The sequence below is a fragment of the Actinobaculum massiliense genome (assembly GCF_001457435.1).
Taxonomy (GTDB): Bacteria; Actinomycetota; Actinomycetes; order Actinomycetales; family Actinomycetaceae; genus Actinobaculum; species Actinobaculum massiliense.
The window spans coordinates 1,602,120-1,619,143 of the sequence record NZ_LN881717.1 but is presented as its reverse complement, the minus strand read 5'-3'; the positions used below and the strand labels follow the sequence as shown (position 1 = coordinate 1,619,143).

Genomic DNA, 17,024 nt, shown 5'->3' with positions numbered 1-17,024 from the left:
CCACACCCACACCCCACAACCAACCAGAAAAACCAGCCAGCCACAAGAGAGGCAACCTCACCAAACTACCACAACCCACACAACCAGACAAACCCAGAAAATGTGAACCACAACAATCAAGAGGCTTATCACCTTGCTAAGTGCGCTGGGCTCTTTTTCAAGCCCTGGGAAACTCCTAGGAGTTTCGCGCCTCGCTCTCGGCGACAGGTAAAGAGCCTACTCAGATCTTGGCGGTCGCGCAAATCATTTTTCGGTGTCTCTCGTCACGTAATCGCGGTCACGTATTTTCTGGCTCCGCCAGGGCGTTTCCCCCGTCCCCAGCCGCCCGTACCTAACGCTCCACGCTTGCGCGCACCGCCTCGGCCACCGCCTGCGCCACACGCGGATCAAAAGCCTGCGGAATAACGTAGTCGCGCCGAGCTTCATCGCCAACCACCGCCGCCACTCCCCGCGCCGCGGCAAGCAGCATCTCGTCGGTAATTTCCTTCGCCCCGCCGTCCAATAGCCCGCGGAAAAGACCGGGGAAGACGAGAACATTATTGATCTGATTGGGCCGATCCGATCGCCCGGTAGCGACGACCGCCGCATACCTGCCCGCCTCGATCGGATCCACTTCGGGCACCGGATTTGCCAGCGCGAAGACAACGGCGTCGTCGTTCATGGTGGCGATATCGGCACCGGAAAGGATCCCACCCGCGGAAACACCAATGAACACATCGGCGCCGGCGAGCGCGCTTCGCAGGTCGCCGGTGATGCCGCGCGGGTTGGTGGTCGCGGCGATACCGCGCCACACGTAGTTCGACGGCGAGGCGCTGGCGACGGTTTCTTCGGTGAGAATTCCTTCCCGATCGACGGCGATAATATCCGCGGCGCCGGCCACGCGCAGAAGGCGAATAATCGCGCTTCCCGCCGCGCCGATGCCGTTCACGACGACGCGCACCGCGCCAATTTCCTTGCCGACAACGCGCAGCGCGCTCATAAGCGCCGCGATTACGACCACCGCGGTGCCGTGCTGATCGTCGTGGAAAACGGGGATGTCGAGTTCGGCGCGCAAACGCCGCTCAATTTCAAAGCAACGCGGGGCGGAGATGTCCTCGAGGTTGATTCCGCCGTAGGCCGGGGCAATGGCCTTGACGATGCGGATGATCTCTTCGACGTCGGTGGTATCGAGCACCACCGGCCAGGCATCAACGCCGGCAAAACGCTTGAAGAGAACGGCTTTGCCCTCCATGACCGGCATGGCGGCGCGGGCTCCGATATTTCCCAAGCCGAGCACCGCGGTGCCGTCTGACACCACAGCCACCGTGTTCTTGGCTATCGTGTAGCGGCCGGCGAGGCCAGGGTCTTCGGCAATCGCCGCGCATACCCGCGCCACCCCCGGCGAGTAAACCTGCGCCAGGGTGCGCATACCCTCTAGCGGATAGCGCGGGCTAGCGCTGAGTTTTCCGCCCTCGTGGAGCCCAAAGACGACGTCGAACGCCTCCTCGATCCGCGCGCCAGCGATGGCTTTGAGTGCTTCGATAACTTCGGCTTGGTTGCCCTCCGAAGCACAGTCCGCGCATACGGCGACCTGGCGAAGGTCGCCGTCCCGCCCCGCATCGAGATCCTCGAAAACGAGGGCGGAAATTTTCGCGCCCTGCCCCGCAACCGCGTTCTCGATGGCGGTCAGTGCACCGCCTCCGGGAAGCTGTATCCGCACGCGAAGGGAGTAACTGGGCGAAATCATAGGCGCTCCTTTTTGCTCGGCCCCACCAATCTGCGTTGACCGAACGGGTATGTACGGCTTACGGGGCTGATCCGATTTACTGGGCCGATCCGCTTGAACAGATCAGCATGGTTCGTACCATCCAGAATAATCCGCGCGCGGGGCTAGGTGGCGATGCGGGGAATGGTGGCAATGCGGGGCTAGGTGGCGCGGATTGGTGGCACTGATTGGTAACGCGGAAAAAACCGACCCGGCTATTGCGGGGCTAGGACCCCCGAATAACCGGGTCGGTTAGGTGTGTGCCGGGCTAGGCCGGCGGTTGCGGCTGGCTATGCCGGGCCGCGCCGGGCTAAGCCACGCCTGCGCGCTCCAGGATGATCTTGTTGACCTGGGCGGCATCCGCCTTTCCGCGGGTCGCCTTCATGACCGCGCCCACGATTGCGCCGGCGGCCTTTACCTTGCCGGCCTTGATCTTTTCCAAGACCTCGGGCTGAGCGGCCAACGCCTCATCGACGATCTTCTCGATCTCGCCGGTATCGGAGACAACCTCCAGGCCGCGGGCCTTGACGACCTCACTCGGAGTTCCCTCGCCGGCCAGTACACCATCCAGCGCCTGGCGAGCCAGTTTGTCGGTGAGCTTGCCGCTGGCAACCAGCCCATCGAGCTCCGCCACGTTCTCGGGGGTCACCGGGGCTTCTTCCAGCTCGATGCCGTTGTCCTTGGCGTAGACCGCGATCTGGCCCATCCACCACTTGCGCGCACCGGCCGGGGTTGCGCCGGCTTTAATGGAGTCCTCGATTGGATCGAGCGCACCAGCGTTGACCACATCGCGCAACTCTTCGTCGGAAAGCTCCCATTCCTTTTGTACCCGCGCCCGGCGAGCGGCCGGAAGCTCGGGCATGGCGGCGCGAATTTCCTCGACCATCTCGGGCGGGCAGATCACCGGCACCAGATCCGGATCCGGGAAGTAGCGGTAATCATCCGCATCGGACTTCACGCGGCCCGGCAAGGTTCCGCTAATCGCCTCCGAATAGTTGCGGGTCTCCTGCTGCACCTCGCCCCCGACAGCCAAAATTGCGGCCTGGCGCTGGATCTCATAGCGGATCGTATTTTCGATGCCGCGGAAGGAGTTCACGTTCTTCGTCTCAGTGCGGGTTCCCAGCGGAGCATCCGGCGATTCGCGCAGAGAAACATTGACGTCTGCGCGAATATTGCCGCGCTCCATCCGGCCCTCGGAGATTCCTAGTGCTCGCACAATATCGCGGATTCCGCGCACGTAAGCACCGGCGATCTCCGGCGCGTTCGCACCCACTCCGGTGGCCGGATCAGACACGATCTCGATCAGCGGCACACCCGCGCGGTTGTAATCAACCAGCGAGTACTTCGCCCCGGCCAGGCGCCCATCCGCAGCACCCACGTGGGTGTTCTTACCCGCATCCTCTTCCATATGAGCGTGCTCAATCGGGAAACGATAGGGCGTGCCATCCTCCAGCTCGACGTCCAGGTAGCCACCCAAAATAATCGGATTGGCATTCTGGGTGATCTGGTAGGCCTTGGGCAGATCCGGGTAGAAGTAGTTCTTGCGCTCGAAACGCGAACGCGGGTTGATCTTCGAATTCAGCGCCAAACCCAGCTTGATGGCGTATTCCACCACGGCTTGATTGAGCACCGGGAGCGAGCCGGGAAGACCAACCGAAACCGGCTGGATATCCGTGTTCGGCTCATCGCCAAAAACTACCGGAGCGGCATCGAAAATCTTGGTTTGAGTGGACAGTTCCACGTGTACCTCGAGGCCAATCACCGGGTCGAAGCGGGAGACGGCCTCCTCGTAATTCATCAGTTCATCCATCTCTTTATTCCTCCCAGTCCTTGGCGGGCGATTCTTCCGCGAGCTTGCCCGCGGCCCGCTCGGCGGCGGCCGCTACCTTGTACATCAGCGCATCCTGGCGTGCAGGAGCCATAATTTGGAAGCCCACCGGCAACCCGTCAGAAAGCCCGCTGGGCACTGAAATGGCGGGGATTCCGGCCAAATTGGCGGGAATTGTGGAAGCGTCGTTGAGGTACATGGCCAGCGGATCGGCGTCGTCGGACTTCGCCCCGAACTTGAAGGCAACTTCGGGCGCCGTCGGGGAAACGATCACATCTGCCTGCGCGAAAGCCTTCTCCAGGTCGCGCTGCACGAGGGTGCGGACCTTCAGGGAGGCGCCGTAGAAAGCGTCGAAGGCTCCCGCCGAAAGCACGTGCGTGCCGAGGATGATCCTGCGCTTGACCTCGTGCCCCAGCCCGGCGGCGCGGGTTGCACGCATCACCGTCTCGGCGGTGACGGGCCCTTCTTCCGGCTCCACCCGCAGGCCGTAACGCATGCCATCAAAACGCGCGAGGTTCGAGGAAACCTCGGCCGGCTGAATCAGGTAATAGGCCGGGAGCGCGTACTCGAATGACGGGCAGGAAACATCCACGGTTGCCGCGCCGAGCTCCTTGAGCTTTTCGACCGTTTCGTGGAAGGAGGCCAAAACGCCTTCCTGGTAGCCCTCGCCCTCAAGTTCCTTGACGAGACCAATGGTCAGGCCCGAAAGCGGCTTGTCGTTCGTGGCGCCTTCCGCGCCGGGCTCGCCAGCACCCTCGGCTACCGCACCGGAAAGGTCAGCAACCGGATCGGCCAGTGAGGTCGAATCGTGCGGATCGTGGCCGGAAATAAGCTCCTGCAAGAGCGCGGCGTCTTCCACCGTGCGCGCCACCGGGCCAATCTGATCCAGGGAAGACGCCATGGCAATCAGTCCAAAGCGCGAAACGCTTCCATACGTCGGCTTGGCGCCTACCGTTCCGGTGACCGCGCCGGGCTGGCGAATCGAGCCGCCGGTATCGGATCCGAGCGCAAGCGGCACCTCAAAAGCAGCTACCGCGGCGGCGCTACCGCCACCCGAGCCACCCGGAATGCGATCCAAATCCCACGGATTGCGGGAAGGGCCGAAGGCCGAGTTTTCCGTCGAGGAACCCATGGCGAATTCGTCGAGGTTGGTCTTGCCAACAATCGGCAGGCCCGCGGCCTTAATCTTTTTGATCACCGTGGCGTCATACGGCGGCTTCCAGCCCTCGAGAATCTTTGAGGCGGCCGTGGTGGGCTTACCGCGGGTGACGATATTGTCCTTAATCGCAATCGGCACGCCGGCCAGCGGGTGAAGGTCCTCGCCCGCCTCGCGCGCTGCGTCCACCGCCCGCGCGGTTTCCAGCGCGCCTTCCGCGTCAACATAGAGGAAGGCGTGAACCTTTTCGTCTACCGCGGCAATGCGGTCAAGCACCGCCTGGGTAATCTCAACGGAGGTGATCTCTCCCGCGTGGAGCATGGCGGCAAGTTCAGCCGCGGACTTTGTGAGCAAGCTATTCATTTACTCTCCTCCCAGAATCTGCGGCACCAGGAACTTCCCTTCTTCGGCTGCCGGCGCGGCGGCCAAAAGTTCCTCGCGATCCAGCGTTTCGCCCGGCGTATCGGGGCGAGTGACGTCCTCAACAGGAAGAGGATTGACGGTACCGGGAATATCCGGGGTTGCCACCTCGGAAACCTTTTCCACCCACGCCTCAATGGCCTCCAGTTCCGAGGACATTTGCCGGGCTTCGTCTTCCGTCAAGCTAATTCGTGCAAGGTCGGCAATGTGCGCGACCTGATCTTTGGAAAATGACGACATGGCCTAAGTCTAGATTACTGGCCGCCCAGGCGCGGACTCGCACAGCCCTTTTTCGCCCGAGCGCCGCCCTTCACGCCCGCCCTCACGGTGCACGGCCCAACAACCGCTCGCACACAAACTTGGGCACACCCATCCTGAAATTAAATGCGCAGGTAAAGCCGAATTTTTGCCCTTCGGGGTCACCCTTTCCCACGGACCGGACACCACGAGGGAGCATGAGGTCAACCCGCATACGGAATAGACAGCGCTCTGAACTGGCCTTTTGCCGAGCATGATTCGCCGCAAACCACGCTTACCGCTCACCCATTTCACTTTAGAGTGGTAATACGTGCACATCCCTGGGGGAACCTGCACGTATCACCACACGAGAATAAAGTCACCCCGGAAGCCTCCCGGCAAAGCCTGCCAATCCTCGCCCGCCCGATGCCTACACCGCGTCCGAGAAACGAAAAAGAATCTCGGCTGCTGTAGACGAGCTAAAAATCGGACTCGAGGCCAGGTAGAAAACCAAGTTAAAACCGAATCGGAGATCAGGCAGGAAGCCGCGCTAAAACCCGAACTGAAAGCCAAGTAGAAAGCCGAATTAAAAACCGAGTTAGAGGCCGGCTAAAAACCGAAATAGAGGGCGGCTCAAAAGCCGAGCTAAAACCCGAGTTGAAAACTGAGTCGAAAGCCGATTTAGGTGCCAAAAGTCTCCGTCCAAACAAATGCCCTCGACAACACACCAAGGACGCTCCAAGGAAAACTCGGCGATGGGGCGCCGGGCACCGGCCCGGTACGTCTAAAGTGGTCACATGGCTCAATTCTCCCGTCCGCGTCTTAGCAAAGCCCTCAAATGGGGTACCGGCGCCGCCATTGCCACTCCGCTCACCGCGGCGGCGGCCTTGGTGGCTGTCGATGAAGCGCGTAAACGCCGCACTCCCCCCACGGGAGAATTTCCGCATCTGCCCCCGCAACGGGCCAAGGTGGGAGAAAACGAAACCGTGGTCTTTACCTTCGGACGTGACCTATATAACACGATGCTGCGCGATATTGAAGCGGCTCGCGACCATATTTACTTCGAAATGTTCATTATGAAGGCGGATTCCTGGGGCTACCGGATGCGCGAGGCACTATTCGCCGCGGCGCACCGTGGAGTGCAGGTCCACGTGCTCCTCGACACCTGGGGGAACCTCAACCAAGATCCGCGTTTCCGCCATCCCCCGCAAATGCCGAATCTGCACTGGATGAATTTCCCGCTAGTTCGCACCGGGATCCTCACCGGCCGCGAGCGCGATAAAGGCCGCGACCACCGCAAAATCCTGGTGGTAGATGGCCGCATCGGATACGTGGGTGGCTACAATATCGGCTACCTGTACGGTGATCACTGGCGTGATACTCACATGCGCATCGAGGGCCCGGGAGTCTGGGATCTGGAAGCCGCCTTCGTGGAAATGTGGAATGCCTACCGGCAGCGTAAACATCCCCAGCTCTCCCCCAGCGCCACCTTCCCATGGAATCCGGAGTTGCGCGCCGTGCTTAACTCGCCGGCACAAAACATTTATCCCATTGCCGCGCTTTATATCGATGCCCTGGGCAGAGCCACCGAGCGGGCGTGGATGACGATGGGGTACTTCATCCCAGACGATCCTATGCTCGATGCATTGACCGGCGCGGCCGCGCGCGGGGTGGATGTGCGGATTTTGATTCCGCAGTACTCGAACCATATTTACACCGACTGGGTAGGGCGCCCGCATTACGAGCGCCTGCTTCGCTCCGGGGTGCGGATGTTCCTTTACCGCGAGGCCATGATCCACGCTAAAACGATGACCGTGGACGGAAGTTGGTCCACGGTGGGAACGGCCAATATCGATCGGCTTTCCCTTCGCGGGAACTTCGAGGTCAATATGTCGATTTACAGCGCGGATTTCGCGGCGGTCATGGAGAAGATCTTCGCGGTGGACCTCACGAATGCCTTTGAGCTCACCCTCGAGCAGTGGAACGAGCGCTCCACGCTGGCGCGCCTGACGGAAATCGCGCTTCGCCCTCTCGCTCCTTTGCTTTAGCCGGAGAGCGCATGCTTTAGCCGGATAGCGCACTGAAGTCAGCGCGTCTTTAGGTGGGCCCGATGATAGCTGCCCGCGCGAACTAGGCGGGTAGTTCCCCGGTTTCCAGCAGGCGATTGAATTCCGCTTCGCTGAGCATAGGAACCCCGAGTGCCTCAGCTTTGGCCGCTTTGGATCCGGCATTTTCGCCCACCACCACGGCGGTGGTTTTCTTGGAGACCGATCCAGCGGCCTTTCCGCCGCGGGCGGTAATGGCTTCTTTCACCGAATCGCGAGTGTAGCCTTCCAGCGATCCGGTGGCGACAATCGTCATGCCCGCTAGGGTTTGGGCAAGTTCCGGGCCAGCCGCGGTACCGAAGTCTTCATCTTCCCAGGTGAGGCCCGCGCGCGCCCAGCGCTCAACAATTTCCTGGTGCCAATCAACCTCGAACCAGCGCTGGAATGAAGCGGCGATGATTTCGCCCACCCCTTCCACCTGAGCCAGCTCCTCGACCGAAGCCGCGCGCAAAGCCCGCAAAGACCCGTAGTGTTCAGCCAGCGCCCGAGCCGCGGTGGGGCCCACGTGGCGAATGGAGAGCGCCACGAGTTTGCGCCACAATTCCTTGGTTTTCGCCTTTTCCAGTTCGGCAACGATCTGCTCGATAATCTTGCCGGGCCGGGCGGGCTTGGTGATTTCATTGGGAGCCGATTTGCGATTGGTCCAGACGGGAGCGAGCCAGGCCGCCCGCTCGTACTGCCAGTCTCCGGCGCGCTTGACCACTCCCCCATTTCCCGCACCTTTGGCGTTAATATCTCGGGTGAGCTCACGCCAAATAAACGTCTCGCGCACAGACTCAGCGCTGAGATCAAAAATGCCAGCTTCGTTTTCCAACACCGGCGCTTGCGGAGCCGGAATCCCCAGCTCGGACTGCACCGCCGGTGGCACAACTTCCTGCGAGTCCAAAAGTGCGCCGTCGTCGTCGATAAGTCCCAACTCACGCGAACCGCGCGCGCCTAGGAACACCCGCCGCTCGGTGCCGCCCTCGCCCTCGAACCACAGTGCCTTTCCGCGCACGAAGGCGGTGAGGGCTTCTTCGCGGCGGGCCTCCGGATTGGTGAGCCACAGCGCCGTTTCCTCGCCGAGGCGGTCCACGTCCAGCGCCCCGCGCGAGCCGATATGCGTCACTCGCTCCACCAGTTGGGCCGGGCACGAACGGGCGTTGGGGCAACGCAGGTCCACGTCGCCCTCCTTGGCGGCGGCAAGGCGAGCCCCGCACGCCGGGCAGGTTTCGGGCATCGTCCACTCGCGCTCATCGCCCTCGCGCAGAGCTTGAACCGGGCCAACAATTTCGGGGATCACATCTCCGGCTTTGCGCAAAATCACCACGTCGCCAATGCGCACACCTTTGCGCGCCACCTCTTCGCGGTTATGCAAAGTGGCCTGCGAAACTGTGGAGCCGTCCACCACCACGGGCTCCATTACCGCGAACGGGGTAACACGCCCGGTGCGGCCAACATGCACGCGAATATCGAGAAGCCGGGTCTCTACCTCCTCGGGCGGATACTTGTAGGCCACCGCCCAGCGCGGCACGCGCGAGGTGTAGCCGAGGTTTTCCTGCACCCCGCGCAAGTTCACCTTCAGTACCGCGCCGTCAATTCCGTGCAAAAGATCGTGCCGATGGCCGGCGAGGTCTTCAACGAAATCCTCGATTTCCCGCCACGAGCTGGCGTGCTTAGTGTACGGAGAAACCGGGATTCCCCACCCCTCGAACAGCTGGTAGAGCCCCTCCTGGGTGGCGAGTTTTTCCGCGGTGGCGTCGGGCACCCCGCGCAGAGCACCCACCCCGTGGGCGATAAATGAGAGCGGCCGGGCAGCGGTAATTTTCGGATCCTTCTGGCGTAGCGAGCCGGCCGCGGCATTACGCGGATTGGCAAATTCGCGCGAATTGCGAATAATCACGCGCAGTTCGCGCTCGCGCTCGCGCGAAATCCCACCCTCCTCGAGCTCGGCCTGCGCCTCCTCCCGGTTTTGACGCTGCGTTTCATTGAAATTCGCGAACTCCTTGAGCGGGAAGAAGATTTCCCCGCGCACCTCGAGTACCTCCGGGAAGCCGGAGCCGCGCAAGCGCTGCGGAATCGCTTTGATAGTTGCCGCGTTGGCGGTGACGTTTTCGCCCGTCACCCCGTCCCCGCGGGTGGCGGCCACGGTGAGCGCACCGTTTTCGTAGCGCAAATTGACGGCCAGGCCGTCGATTTTCGCCTCGGTCGTCACTTCCAGCGCGGGGGCCTGGGGAGTGGAGCCGGGAATCTCCGCCGCTCGCGAGGTATACCATTCCCGCAGTTCATCGAGGGAAAAAACGTCTTCCAGGGAGTACAGGCGCTCCAGGTGACGCGAGGAGCTGAAGGGCCCTTCTGCCACCGCTCCCACGCGCTGGGCGGGCGAATCGGCCGCGGCCAGTTGCGGATAAGCTTCCTCCAGCTCGCGCATCTCGTGAATGAGCGCATCGTAATGCGCATCGGTGATCCCGCCCTCGTTCGCGCCCGAGTAGTAGGCGCGCTGAGCTCGCTCAATAATCGGGGTAATTTCCGCGAGCCGCTGGGCGGCTTGATGTTCGTCTGGCAAACCGTTTTCCGTCACCCGCCTATTCTCCCCTATTTTTCCGACACGCAAAAATCCTTCGGGTTAGCGTAGGGGTATGTGCGGACGATACGCGAATTTCTTGCCGACGCCGGAGCTCCAGCTGCGGTTTGATCTGAACGAAGTTTCCGAGCGGGCCCGAAACTACGCGCCGAACTACAACGTTGCCCCCACCACCAGCGTGCCGGTCATTATTGAGCATGGCCCGCGCCGAGCGGACGACGGCGGGGCTAAGGGCGTAGAGCCGGGTAGCGCCACGAGTGCTACCGGTAGGAGCGGAGTAGCGGGTAGTAGCGGAGCCGCGAGCAGCGCTGAACGGAGCGCGGCAGGCGCGGCGGATCGGCCTGCGGTGATTCGCGAATTGCTTCTAGCCCGCTGGGGATGGCCGGGCTCTACGCCTGGTGGAAAGATCCCGCGGGCCAATGGCTTCTTTCTGCCACCATCATGACCCGCGCGGCGGAGGGCGCCATGCGGGCAATTCACCACCGCGAGCCGGTGGTGCTCGATCCGGAGGAGTACGGCGCCTGGCTCGATCCATCCCAACAAGATGCCCAGCGGGCACTAGCGCTGATTTCGCGCCCGGCACCCCGCCTCGAGGCGGTTTCGGTCACCACCCGGGTAGGCAATGTTGCGAATAATTCGCCCGCGAACGTGCGACCGCTCCAGATGGATCAATAGCCGACCGAAAGCGCCCATTGAGGGTGCCAGCCGATGGCCCCGCCCCGAGGCCAATCAGCCCGTCCCGCCTCCGCGGGCAACCCGCCCGCCCCGGCCCCACCGCGACGCTAAAACGCGCCGCAATTCGGGCACGGATAATATAAGACGGGTGGAACGCGATCGAATTTTCCGAGTAGCCGGGTTGAACCCGCTCGATCTGGCGCTGGCATTGGCCCTATTGCTTTTGCAACTCGCCATCCAGCCGTGGTCTCTTTTCATCCAGATGTATCCCCTGTCGGAAATCTCCATTGGTGTGGCCGTCCTCAGCTTAACGCTTCAGTTCGGCGCGCTCCTGCTACGGCGCACGTTCCCCGAACTCGCCATCATCCTGATTTGCGCCGCCCTGATTGCCAACCACCTGGCGCCGTACGGGGTGGCCAGCGATTTGGATCATTTAGTAACCGCCCTGGTCTTTTACGGGGTGGGCGCCTACGGGCAACGCTGTGCCCAATACGAGGCGGGCGTGGCGCTTCTGGTCATTATTGCCAGCCTGGCGATTTATTGGCGCGGTTTTATCCAAAGTGACCCTGCGCCATTCCTCGCCGATGTGGTTTTGGTGTGCGTACTGAGCGCTATCGCATACTTCCTGGGAGCCTTACGTGCCCGTGGTTTTGTGCGTTTGCGTCAGCTCGACGCCGAAGCGGAAGCCGCGCTGGCCCAGGCAGAGCAGCGCGAACAAATTGCCACGCTGGCCGAACGCCAACGTATCGCCCGGGAGATGCACGACGTCGTGGCCCACACGCTTTCCATTGTGATCGCGCAAGCCGACGGCGGACGTTACGCGGCGAAGAAGGACCCCCAGGCAGCGGTAAACAGCCTGCGCACCATCTCGGAGATGAGCCGTTCTGCGCTGGCCGATATCCGCGCGATCATTGGGATTTTGCGCGACGGCGAAGAAACCGCACCTCTTACCCCGCTCCTGGAGGACGGGCAAATAGAAAAGATCGTCAAATCCGTTGAGGAATCCGGGCGCGAGGTTGTCTTCACCACGCACGGTGCACCTCCGGTTTTGCCCATGGGTGCCAGCGGAGCTCTGGTGAAAATTTGCCAAGAGTCCGTGACTAATATCCTCAAGCACGGGGCACCGGATGCGAAAATCACAATCGCCCTCAAATACGTGCCGGGCGAAATTGCCCTCACTGTGGAGAACGACGGCGGAAGCGCCGGCCACGGCCACGCGCGGCCCAAAGACATGCGAGATCATCGCGATGCGATCGACCGTGGGCACGGAATTATTGGGATGCGCGAGCGCGCCGAAGCATTCGGCGGCCAGGTGGACGTTGGCCCGCACGGCGACGGCTGGAGGGTATGCGCCCGGATCCCGGTGCCGAAGAGATGACGAAAGCTCTCCACCACGGCCGGAACACATTAACATTTCGAACACGCCAGTCGCCAGACATCGCCGGGGCGGCCAGAAAAGTGGTTGGATACCAATACACTAAACGAATTCCCGTAGCGAAAGGGTTGAAGGAGGAAGATCCTATGACTGCTCAGGAAATGATCCGGGTTGGGATCATTGACGATCAGCAACTCGTACGCACGGGCATTGCCATGGTCATCGATTCGCAAGATGACATGGAGGTGGTAATGGAAGCTCCGGATGGGGATCTTGCCCTGCGGCGCCTAGCGGTTGTTCCCGTGGACGTGGTGCTTATGGACATTCGCATGCCCAAACTCGACGGCATCGAGGCAACCCGCCGCATTACCAGCACGACGTTTAGCCACGCGGTGGCACCTAAGGTCATCGTCCTCACCACCTTCGAACTCGACGAATACGTCATGAGCGCGATTGGCGCGGGTGCTTCGGGCTTCCTCCTCAAAGAGGCACCGCCGGAAGATATGTTGCGTGCTATTCGCACCGTCTACGAGGGAGACGCCGTCTTGGATCCGGCGTCGACCAAGCGCCTTCTCGCCCAGGTCTCGCGGCGCCAAGCCAGCGAGAACCGCATTGATCCCTCACGGCTGGAAGACCTAACGGAGCGCGAAAGCGAAGTGCTTCGGCATATGGCGCAGGGCGAATCGAACGCAGAAATCGCCCATTCGCTCGATGTTGCCGAAGCGACCGTGAAAACCCACGTGGGGAAGATTTTTTCCAAGCTCCACGTGCGCGACCGCGTGCAAGCCGTGGTACTCGCTTTCGCCTCGGGGCTGGTCAATCCCGGCGATATTTCTTTCGCATCATCGGGTGAAGAAGAATAAAGCACCCAAAACCTCACACATTCGCGTCTTTACGATCCGTAGCGCCTCTGCAAAAATCGATGTTTGCATTATGACTAACGCCCTTATCGGCGAAGGAGGCACAATGGACTGGCGCTCGAAAGCCGCCTGCCTAAAGGAAAATCCCGAGATGTTCTTCCCGGTGGGAAGCTCATCGGCGGCAGTGGCACAGGCCGAGAGAGCCAAAGCAGTGTGCGGCGAATGCAATGTGCGCGAACGATGCCTCACCTATGCCCTGGAAACCGGTCAGGACACCGGGGTTTGGGGTGGCGCCAGCGAGGATGAACGCAAGTCCTTGCGTCGCCGCATTGCACGCGAACAGCGCGTAGCCAGCCTCGTCTAGGGCCAGGTTCAGACCCCGCGGGGACGGCTTCGCTGCCAGACGGTAGTTCTGCCGGGTCAACACTCCTGCCAGATAAGAAACTGGCCCTCCCGCATCGGCGTCGGCAACGCGCCGGCTCTACGGCTCTACATCGGCCACGTCGAATTCGATATACACCCCGGTGCCGCCTTCGGCGCGATTCTTCCATTCAATCGAGCCACGCAGTTCGCCTTCAATCATGGTCCGCACAATTTTTGTGCCGAGTCCCTGGTGGATTCCTTCGGCACCGATCCCCACGCCGTCGTCGAGCACCTCAATATGCAAGTGGCTCCCCTCGCGGTTCACGATCACCTCGATATTTCCGCCATTGGGAAGCCCGTGCTCTACCGCATTGGAGACCAGTTCGTTAAGCACCACCGCCAGCGAGGTGGAACGCGAGGCGCCCACGTTACCGAAGCTGCCGCGCTGGACGGCGCGCACCGGCACCCCGGTGGCGGCAATATCGGTGGACATGGCCAGCAGCGGGGTGAAGATTTCGTCAAAATTCACGGACTCGTCAATAGACTGCGACAAAATCTGGTGCACCAGCGCAATGGTTTCCACTCGCCGCTGCGCCTGGGAAAGATCCTCAATGACCTCCGGATCCGAGGCGCGCCGCGCCTGCATTCGTAGCAGAGCAGACACGGTTTGCAGATTGTTCTTTACCCGATGGTTGATTTCGCGGATCGTAGCATCCTTCGTCACCAGTTCCATTTCGCGGCGTCGAATCTCGGTAACATCACGCGACAGCAGAATCGCTCCCACTCGTTTGCCCTCACTTATCAGCGGCACCGCGCGGAACGCCACCACCACTCCGTGAAGTTCGAGCTCCGTGAGCCACGGCGCCCGGCCCATCAACACCACCGGGAGGGATTCATCAAGCTCGGTTCGATCGTCAATAACCGAGACGATTTGTTCCGCCAGAATTTGGCCTTCGACCGCCGCGCGAACGCCCAGGCGGTGCATATTCGAAGTGGCGTTTGGAGAGGAGAAAATAACCGCACCATCGGCGTCCAGATGCGTGAAGCCGTCGGTGACGCGCGGGGTTCCGTGGCGGAAACCGGCCGGAGTGTCCAGGAGTGGGAAGTCGCCACTACTGACCATGCCGAGGAGGAGATGCTCAATCTGCGCGTAGGAGGAATGAAGCAGGGTGCTATCGACGTCTTCCGCATCCCCGCGCAACTCGGCGAAAACGGCGAAAGGCTCACCCTCTTTACGCCGCACCGGATAACAGGTGTAGGTGAGCCCGTGCATATAGAAGGTACGTTGCTCGCCACTTTCAAGCACCGCCCGCACCAGCTCGGCTGCCTGCGGGTCAATTGCTGTGCCGACGACGTCGTTATCAAGCACAGTGGAAGCCGTCGCGGGGCGTGCTACAGCGCAGATGAGGAGCCGGCCGTCCTTGGCGGGGACCAGCAACACCAAATCGACAAAGGCAAAATCGGCAATAAGTTGCCAATCCCCCACAAGTTGATGGAGCCATTCGCGGTCCGGTGTGTGCAGATCGGTGGACCGGCTGAGAATATTGCTTAGTGACGGCATGCTTTAACACTAACCGCGCGGCCGCCCGGTGCGAAACGCCAGGAGCAGGGCATTTGGATGGCGGGCGTGGGGAGGCTAAGCGCAGGACTGCTAAATCCCCCCCCCACAGTTTTGTTTATTCAGCGGAACGAGCGGGCACGGTAGTTAATTTTCACCTAATCTGGAGCGGTCAGCAGACCGGAGGTAACCCGTGGAAAATCAAGATAAAAACGCCCAGCACGAGGGGCGCACCACGCTCGCGCGGCAACTTACAAGCGCGCAAATCGCCATGATCGCACTCTCGGGGGCACTGGGAACCGGGCTGTTTCTTGGCGCCGGCGGCACCATCCAGCACGCCGGGCCGGCCACCGTCATTTCTTACATGATTGCCGGCGGGCTTGCGCTCGCGGTGGTGTGGGCGCTGGCCGAACTTGTTTCCGCGCATCCCGTACCCGGCGGGCACGGCACGGTTGCCGCCTCCTACCTAGGCAATCTCGGTGGCTTCGTGACCCGCTGGAACTTCGCCATTACTATGCTGATCGCGGTGGGCGCGGAGGTTACCGCGAGCGCCAAATATCTCCAACGCTGGATTCCGGGCCTGGACGAAGGCGTGGGCACAATTCTTTGTTCACTCTTCATTATTGGGCTCAACCTCGCCACCGTGCACTTATATGGAACTTCCGAGTATTGGTTCTCTATGATCAAAGTGGTCGCCATTTCGGTGTTCATCTTGCTCGGGGCGGTGCTCATTTTTGTTGGCTTGCCCGACGCCGATCCGGTGGGCCTCTCAAATCTCACTGAACACGGCGGTTTCGCTCCCTACGGAGTTTCGGGAATCCTCGCCGCGGCCTGCATGGCGGTGTTTTCCTTCGGCGGTATCGAAAACGTCTCGGTTTCTGCGGCCGAATCCGAGCACCCGGAGCGCGATATTCCGCGCGCTGCCCACACCATGATTTGGCGTCTTTTGCTTTTCTACGTTGGCGCAATCTTGGTGGTCGTCGCCGTACAGCCATGGACCGTCACCGCCCAGCCATTGGAGAGCATTGAACAATCGCCGTTCGTCATTGCTCTCGACGCCGCGCATGTTTCCGGCGCCGGCCACATTATGAACGCGGTCCTCCTTGTCGCGGCGCTTTCGGCAGCGAACGGTTGCCTTTATTCCTCCTCGCGGATGATTCACGCCCTGGCCATTGACGGCATGGCACCGCGTTTTGCCGCCCGTACCACGAACCACGGCGCTCCGCGCGGGGCGGTACTGATCGCCGCGGCAGGGATGTTCGTGGCCTCGGTACTCGCAATTGTTTCGCCCGACGCCGCCTTTGCGTACCTGTATGGTTGCGCAACCGTGGGCATTCTGGTGACGTGGGTGACGACGATGCTCACGCATCTTGCTTTCCGGCGCAAGCGCAATGCGCTGGGATTGCCGCCCGCACCCGCCCGGCTGTGGGGTGCGCCGTTCGTCCCCATTTGTGTGATCGCGGTTTCCTTGGCAATTTACGTTGCTTTGCTGTGGCTTATGCCGGTGGCTTGGTACGCCGGGCTTCCCTATATCCTCATTATGATCGGCGCCTACTTCATCTTGGCACGGGTACGCCAGCTTCCCACTCCACGCGATCTTGCCGGCGAAGAATTGCGGGAGCTCAAACACTAAAGGAAGAATAAGTCCATGAATATTTCTCACTCCTACACCGTGGCAGGCTCGGTAGACGACGTCGTGGAAGTTCTCCTTTCCCAGGAACTCGCGGATTTGCGTATGTCGAAACTCTCCGTGGGTAGCTACGACTTTTCACGCGAGGGCGATTCCGCCACGCTCACGGCCGGTATTGAGGCGAACAAGTTGCCGTCGATAGCCCAAAAGCTCATTCGCTCAGATATTGAAGCTACGGTGCGGATGCGGCGCCAGGGTGATGCGGTTAATATGAGCTTGGATGCTCCGCTCCCCGTCTCCGCCGAACTCGCGTCTCACGTTGTAGCGGCCCCCGCTGATCCCAACAACTCAACCGTGACCGTCAGTGGCGAGGTCAAGGTGAAGATCCCGCTTATTGGCGGGCGCATTGAAAGCGCGATTGCGGAGAAGGTAGACGGCGTACTGGACCGTGATGCTCAGCTCATCACGGAGATTCTCGCCCAGCGCTAACTCGCCTCGAAGCGCGCGGTG

15 protein-coding genes are annotated in these 17,024 nt (G+C 61.3%); 9 read left to right on the top strand and 6 right to left on the bottom strand.

The features are described from left to right. Window positions 1–331: 331 nt before the first annotated feature. Window positions 332–1,726, bottom strand: coding sequence for an NAD(P)-dependent malic enzyme (locus BN2664_RS08885; protein ID WP_007000540.1), 1,395 nt, complete (start codon window positions 1,724–1,726; stop codon window positions 332–334). Window positions 1,727–1,761: 35 nt separating this feature from the next. Here BN2664_RS08885 and BN2664_RS09230 point away from each other — a divergent pair, with 35 nt between their 5' ends. Next, on the top strand, window positions 1,762–1,932 hold the full coding sequence (locus tag BN2664_RS09230; RefSeq protein WP_155856438.1) for a hypothetical protein: 171 nt from the start codon (window positions 1,762–1,764) through the stop codon (window positions 1,930–1,932). Between the two features lie 122 nt (window positions 1,933–2,054). Here BN2664_RS09230 and gatB read toward each other — a convergent pair whose 3' ends face one another. From gatB to gatC, 3 genes are read right to left on the bottom strand one after another with little or no spacing between them, the layout of a single operon-like run. Further along, the gene (gatB, locus tag BN2664_RS08880; protein ID WP_007000541.1) at window positions 2,055–3,554 is read right to left on the bottom strand and encodes an Asp-tRNA(Asn)/Glu-tRNA(Gln) amidotransferase subunit GatB; all 1,500 of its coding nucleotides are present in this window, start codon (window positions 3,552–3,554) and stop codon (window positions 2,055–2,057) included. Between the two features lie 4 nt (window positions 3,555–3,558). Further along, window positions 3,559–5,091 carry an Asp-tRNA(Asn)/Glu-tRNA(Gln) amidotransferase subunit GatA gene (gene gatA, locus BN2664_RS08875; protein WP_007000542.1) on the bottom strand — a complete coding sequence of 511 codons (1,533 nt, stop codon included), beginning with the start codon at window positions 5,089–5,091 and terminating at the stop codon, window positions 3,559–3,561. After that, window positions 5,092–5,388 carry an Asp-tRNA(Asn)/Glu-tRNA(Gln) amidotransferase subunit GatC gene (gene gatC, locus BN2664_RS08870; RefSeq protein WP_007000543.1) on the bottom strand — a complete coding sequence of 99 codons (297 nt, stop codon included), beginning with the start codon at window positions 5,386–5,388 and terminating at the stop codon, window positions 5,092–5,094. Between the two features lie 794 nt (window positions 5,389–6,182). Here gatC and BN2664_RS08865 point away from each other — a divergent pair. Further along, window positions 6,183–7,433: a phospholipase D-like domain-containing protein gene (locus tag BN2664_RS08865; protein ID WP_007000544.1), complete on the top strand. Its 1,251-nt coding sequence runs from the start codon at window positions 6,183–6,185 to the stop codon at window positions 7,431–7,433. An 82-nt stretch (window positions 7,434–7,515) separates the two neighbouring features. Here BN2664_RS08865 and BN2664_RS08860 read toward each other — a convergent pair whose 3' ends face one another. Beyond that, the gene (locus BN2664_RS08860) at window positions 7,516–10,050 is read right to left on the bottom strand and encodes an NAD-dependent DNA ligase LigA (RefSeq protein ID WP_007000545.1); all 2,535 of its coding nucleotides are present in this window, start codon (window positions 10,048–10,050) and stop codon (window positions 7,516–7,518) included. A 58-nt stretch (window positions 10,051–10,108) separates the two neighbouring features. Here BN2664_RS08860 and BN2664_RS09080 point away from each other — a divergent pair, with 58 nt between their 5' ends. The 5 genes from BN2664_RS09080 (at window position 10,109) to BN2664_RS08840 (ending at window position 13,327) form a co-directional block, all read left to right on the top strand. After that, window positions 10,109–10,498, top strand: coding sequence for an SOS response-associated peptidase family protein (locus BN2664_RS09080; RefSeq protein ID WP_007000546.1), 390 nt, complete (start codon window positions 10,109–10,111; stop codon window positions 10,496–10,498). Next, the gene (locus BN2664_RS08855) at window positions 10,432–10,728 is read left to right on the top strand and encodes an SOS response-associated peptidase family protein (protein ID WP_051014086.1); all 297 of its coding nucleotides are present in this window, start codon (window positions 10,432–10,434) and stop codon (window positions 10,726–10,728) included. Before BN2664_RS09080 ends, BN2664_RS08855 begins: the two co-directional genes overlap by 67 nt. A 148-nt stretch (window positions 10,729–10,876) precedes the next feature. After that, window positions 10,877–12,106 (top strand): sensor histidine kinase, encoded by a 1,230-nt coding sequence (locus BN2664_RS08850; protein WP_051014087.1) that lies wholly within the window; start codon window positions 10,877–10,879, stop codon window positions 12,104–12,106. A 143-nt stretch (window positions 12,107–12,249) separates the two neighbouring features. After that, window positions 12,250–12,966, top strand: a complete 717-nt coding sequence (locus tag BN2664_RS08845; RefSeq protein WP_007000549.1) for a response regulator — start codon at window positions 12,250–12,252, stop codon at window positions 12,964–12,966. Between the two features lie 103 nt (window positions 12,967–13,069). Then, on the top strand, window positions 13,070–13,327 hold the full coding sequence (locus BN2664_RS08840; protein ID WP_007000550.1) for a WhiB family transcriptional regulator: 258 nt from the start codon (window positions 13,070–13,072) through the stop codon (window positions 13,325–13,327). 117 nt (window positions 13,328–13,444) lie between these two features. Here BN2664_RS08840 and BN2664_RS08835 read toward each other — a convergent pair whose 3' ends face one another. Beyond that, entirely contained in the window at window positions 13,445–14,887 is a 1,443-nt protein-coding gene (locus BN2664_RS08835; RefSeq protein ID WP_007000551.1) for a sensor histidine kinase, read from the bottom strand. Window positions 14,888–15,077: 190 nt separating this feature from the next. On the opposite strand from BN2664_RS08835, the gene BN2664_RS08830 reads away from it, so the two are divergent. Together BN2664_RS08830 and BN2664_RS08825 are read left to right on the top strand one after the other, a co-directional pair. Next, window positions 15,078–16,517, top strand: a complete 1,440-nt coding sequence (locus tag BN2664_RS08830; protein ID WP_007000552.1) for an amino acid permease — start codon at window positions 15,078–15,080, stop codon at window positions 16,515–16,517. A gap of 15 nt (window positions 16,518–16,532) precedes the next feature. After that, window positions 16,533–17,003: a DUF2505 domain-containing protein gene (locus BN2664_RS08825; RefSeq protein ID WP_007000553.1), complete on the top strand. Its 471-nt coding sequence runs from the start codon at window positions 16,533–16,535 to the stop codon at window positions 17,001–17,003. Window positions 17,004–17,024 lie beyond the last annotated feature (21 nt).

What these genes read in the sequence shown, in the direction of transcription:
- BN2664_RS08845 (WP_007000549.1), top strand. Translation starts at nt 12,250, where the DNA reads ATGACTGCTCAGGAAATGATCCGGGTTGGGATCATTGACGATCAGCAA.
- gatB (WP_007000541.1), bottom strand. Translation starts at nt 3,554, where the DNA reads ATGGATGAACTGATGAATTACGAGGAGGCCGTCTCCCGCTTCGACCCG.
- BN2664_RS08865 (WP_007000544.1), top strand. Translation starts at nt 6,183, where the DNA reads ATGGCTCAATTCTCCCGTCCGCGTCTTAGCAAAGCCCTCAAATGGGGT.
- BN2664_RS08825 (WP_007000553.1), top strand. Translation starts at nt 16,533, where the DNA reads ATGAATATTTCTCACTCCTACACCGTGGCAGGCTCGGTAGACGACGTC.
- BN2664_RS08855 (WP_051014086.1), top strand. Translation starts at nt 10,432, where the DNA reads ATGGCCGGGCTCTACGCCTGGTGGAAAGATCCCGCGGGCCAATGGCTT.
- BN2664_RS09080 (WP_007000546.1), top strand. Translation starts at nt 10,109, where the DNA reads ATGTGCGGACGATACGCGAATTTCTTGCCGACGCCGGAGCTCCAGCTG.
- gatA (WP_007000542.1), bottom strand. Translation starts at nt 5,091, where the DNA reads ATGAATAGCTTGCTCACAAAGTCCGCGGCTGAACTTGCCGCCATGCTC.
- BN2664_RS08840 (WP_007000550.1), top strand. Translation starts at nt 13,070, where the DNA reads ATGGACTGGCGCTCGAAAGCCGCCTGCCTAAAGGAAAATCCCGAGATG.
- BN2664_RS08835 (WP_007000551.1), bottom strand. Translation starts at nt 14,887, where the DNA reads ATGCCGTCACTAAGCAATATTCTCAGCCGGTCCACCGATCTGCACACA.
- BN2664_RS08885 (WP_007000540.1), bottom strand. Translation starts at nt 1,726, where the DNA reads ATGATTTCGCCCAGTTACTCCCTTCGCGTGCGGATACAGCTTCCCGGA.
- gatC (WP_007000543.1), bottom strand. Translation starts at nt 5,388, where the DNA reads ATGTCGTCATTTTCCAAAGATCAGGTCGCGCACATTGCCGACCTTGCA.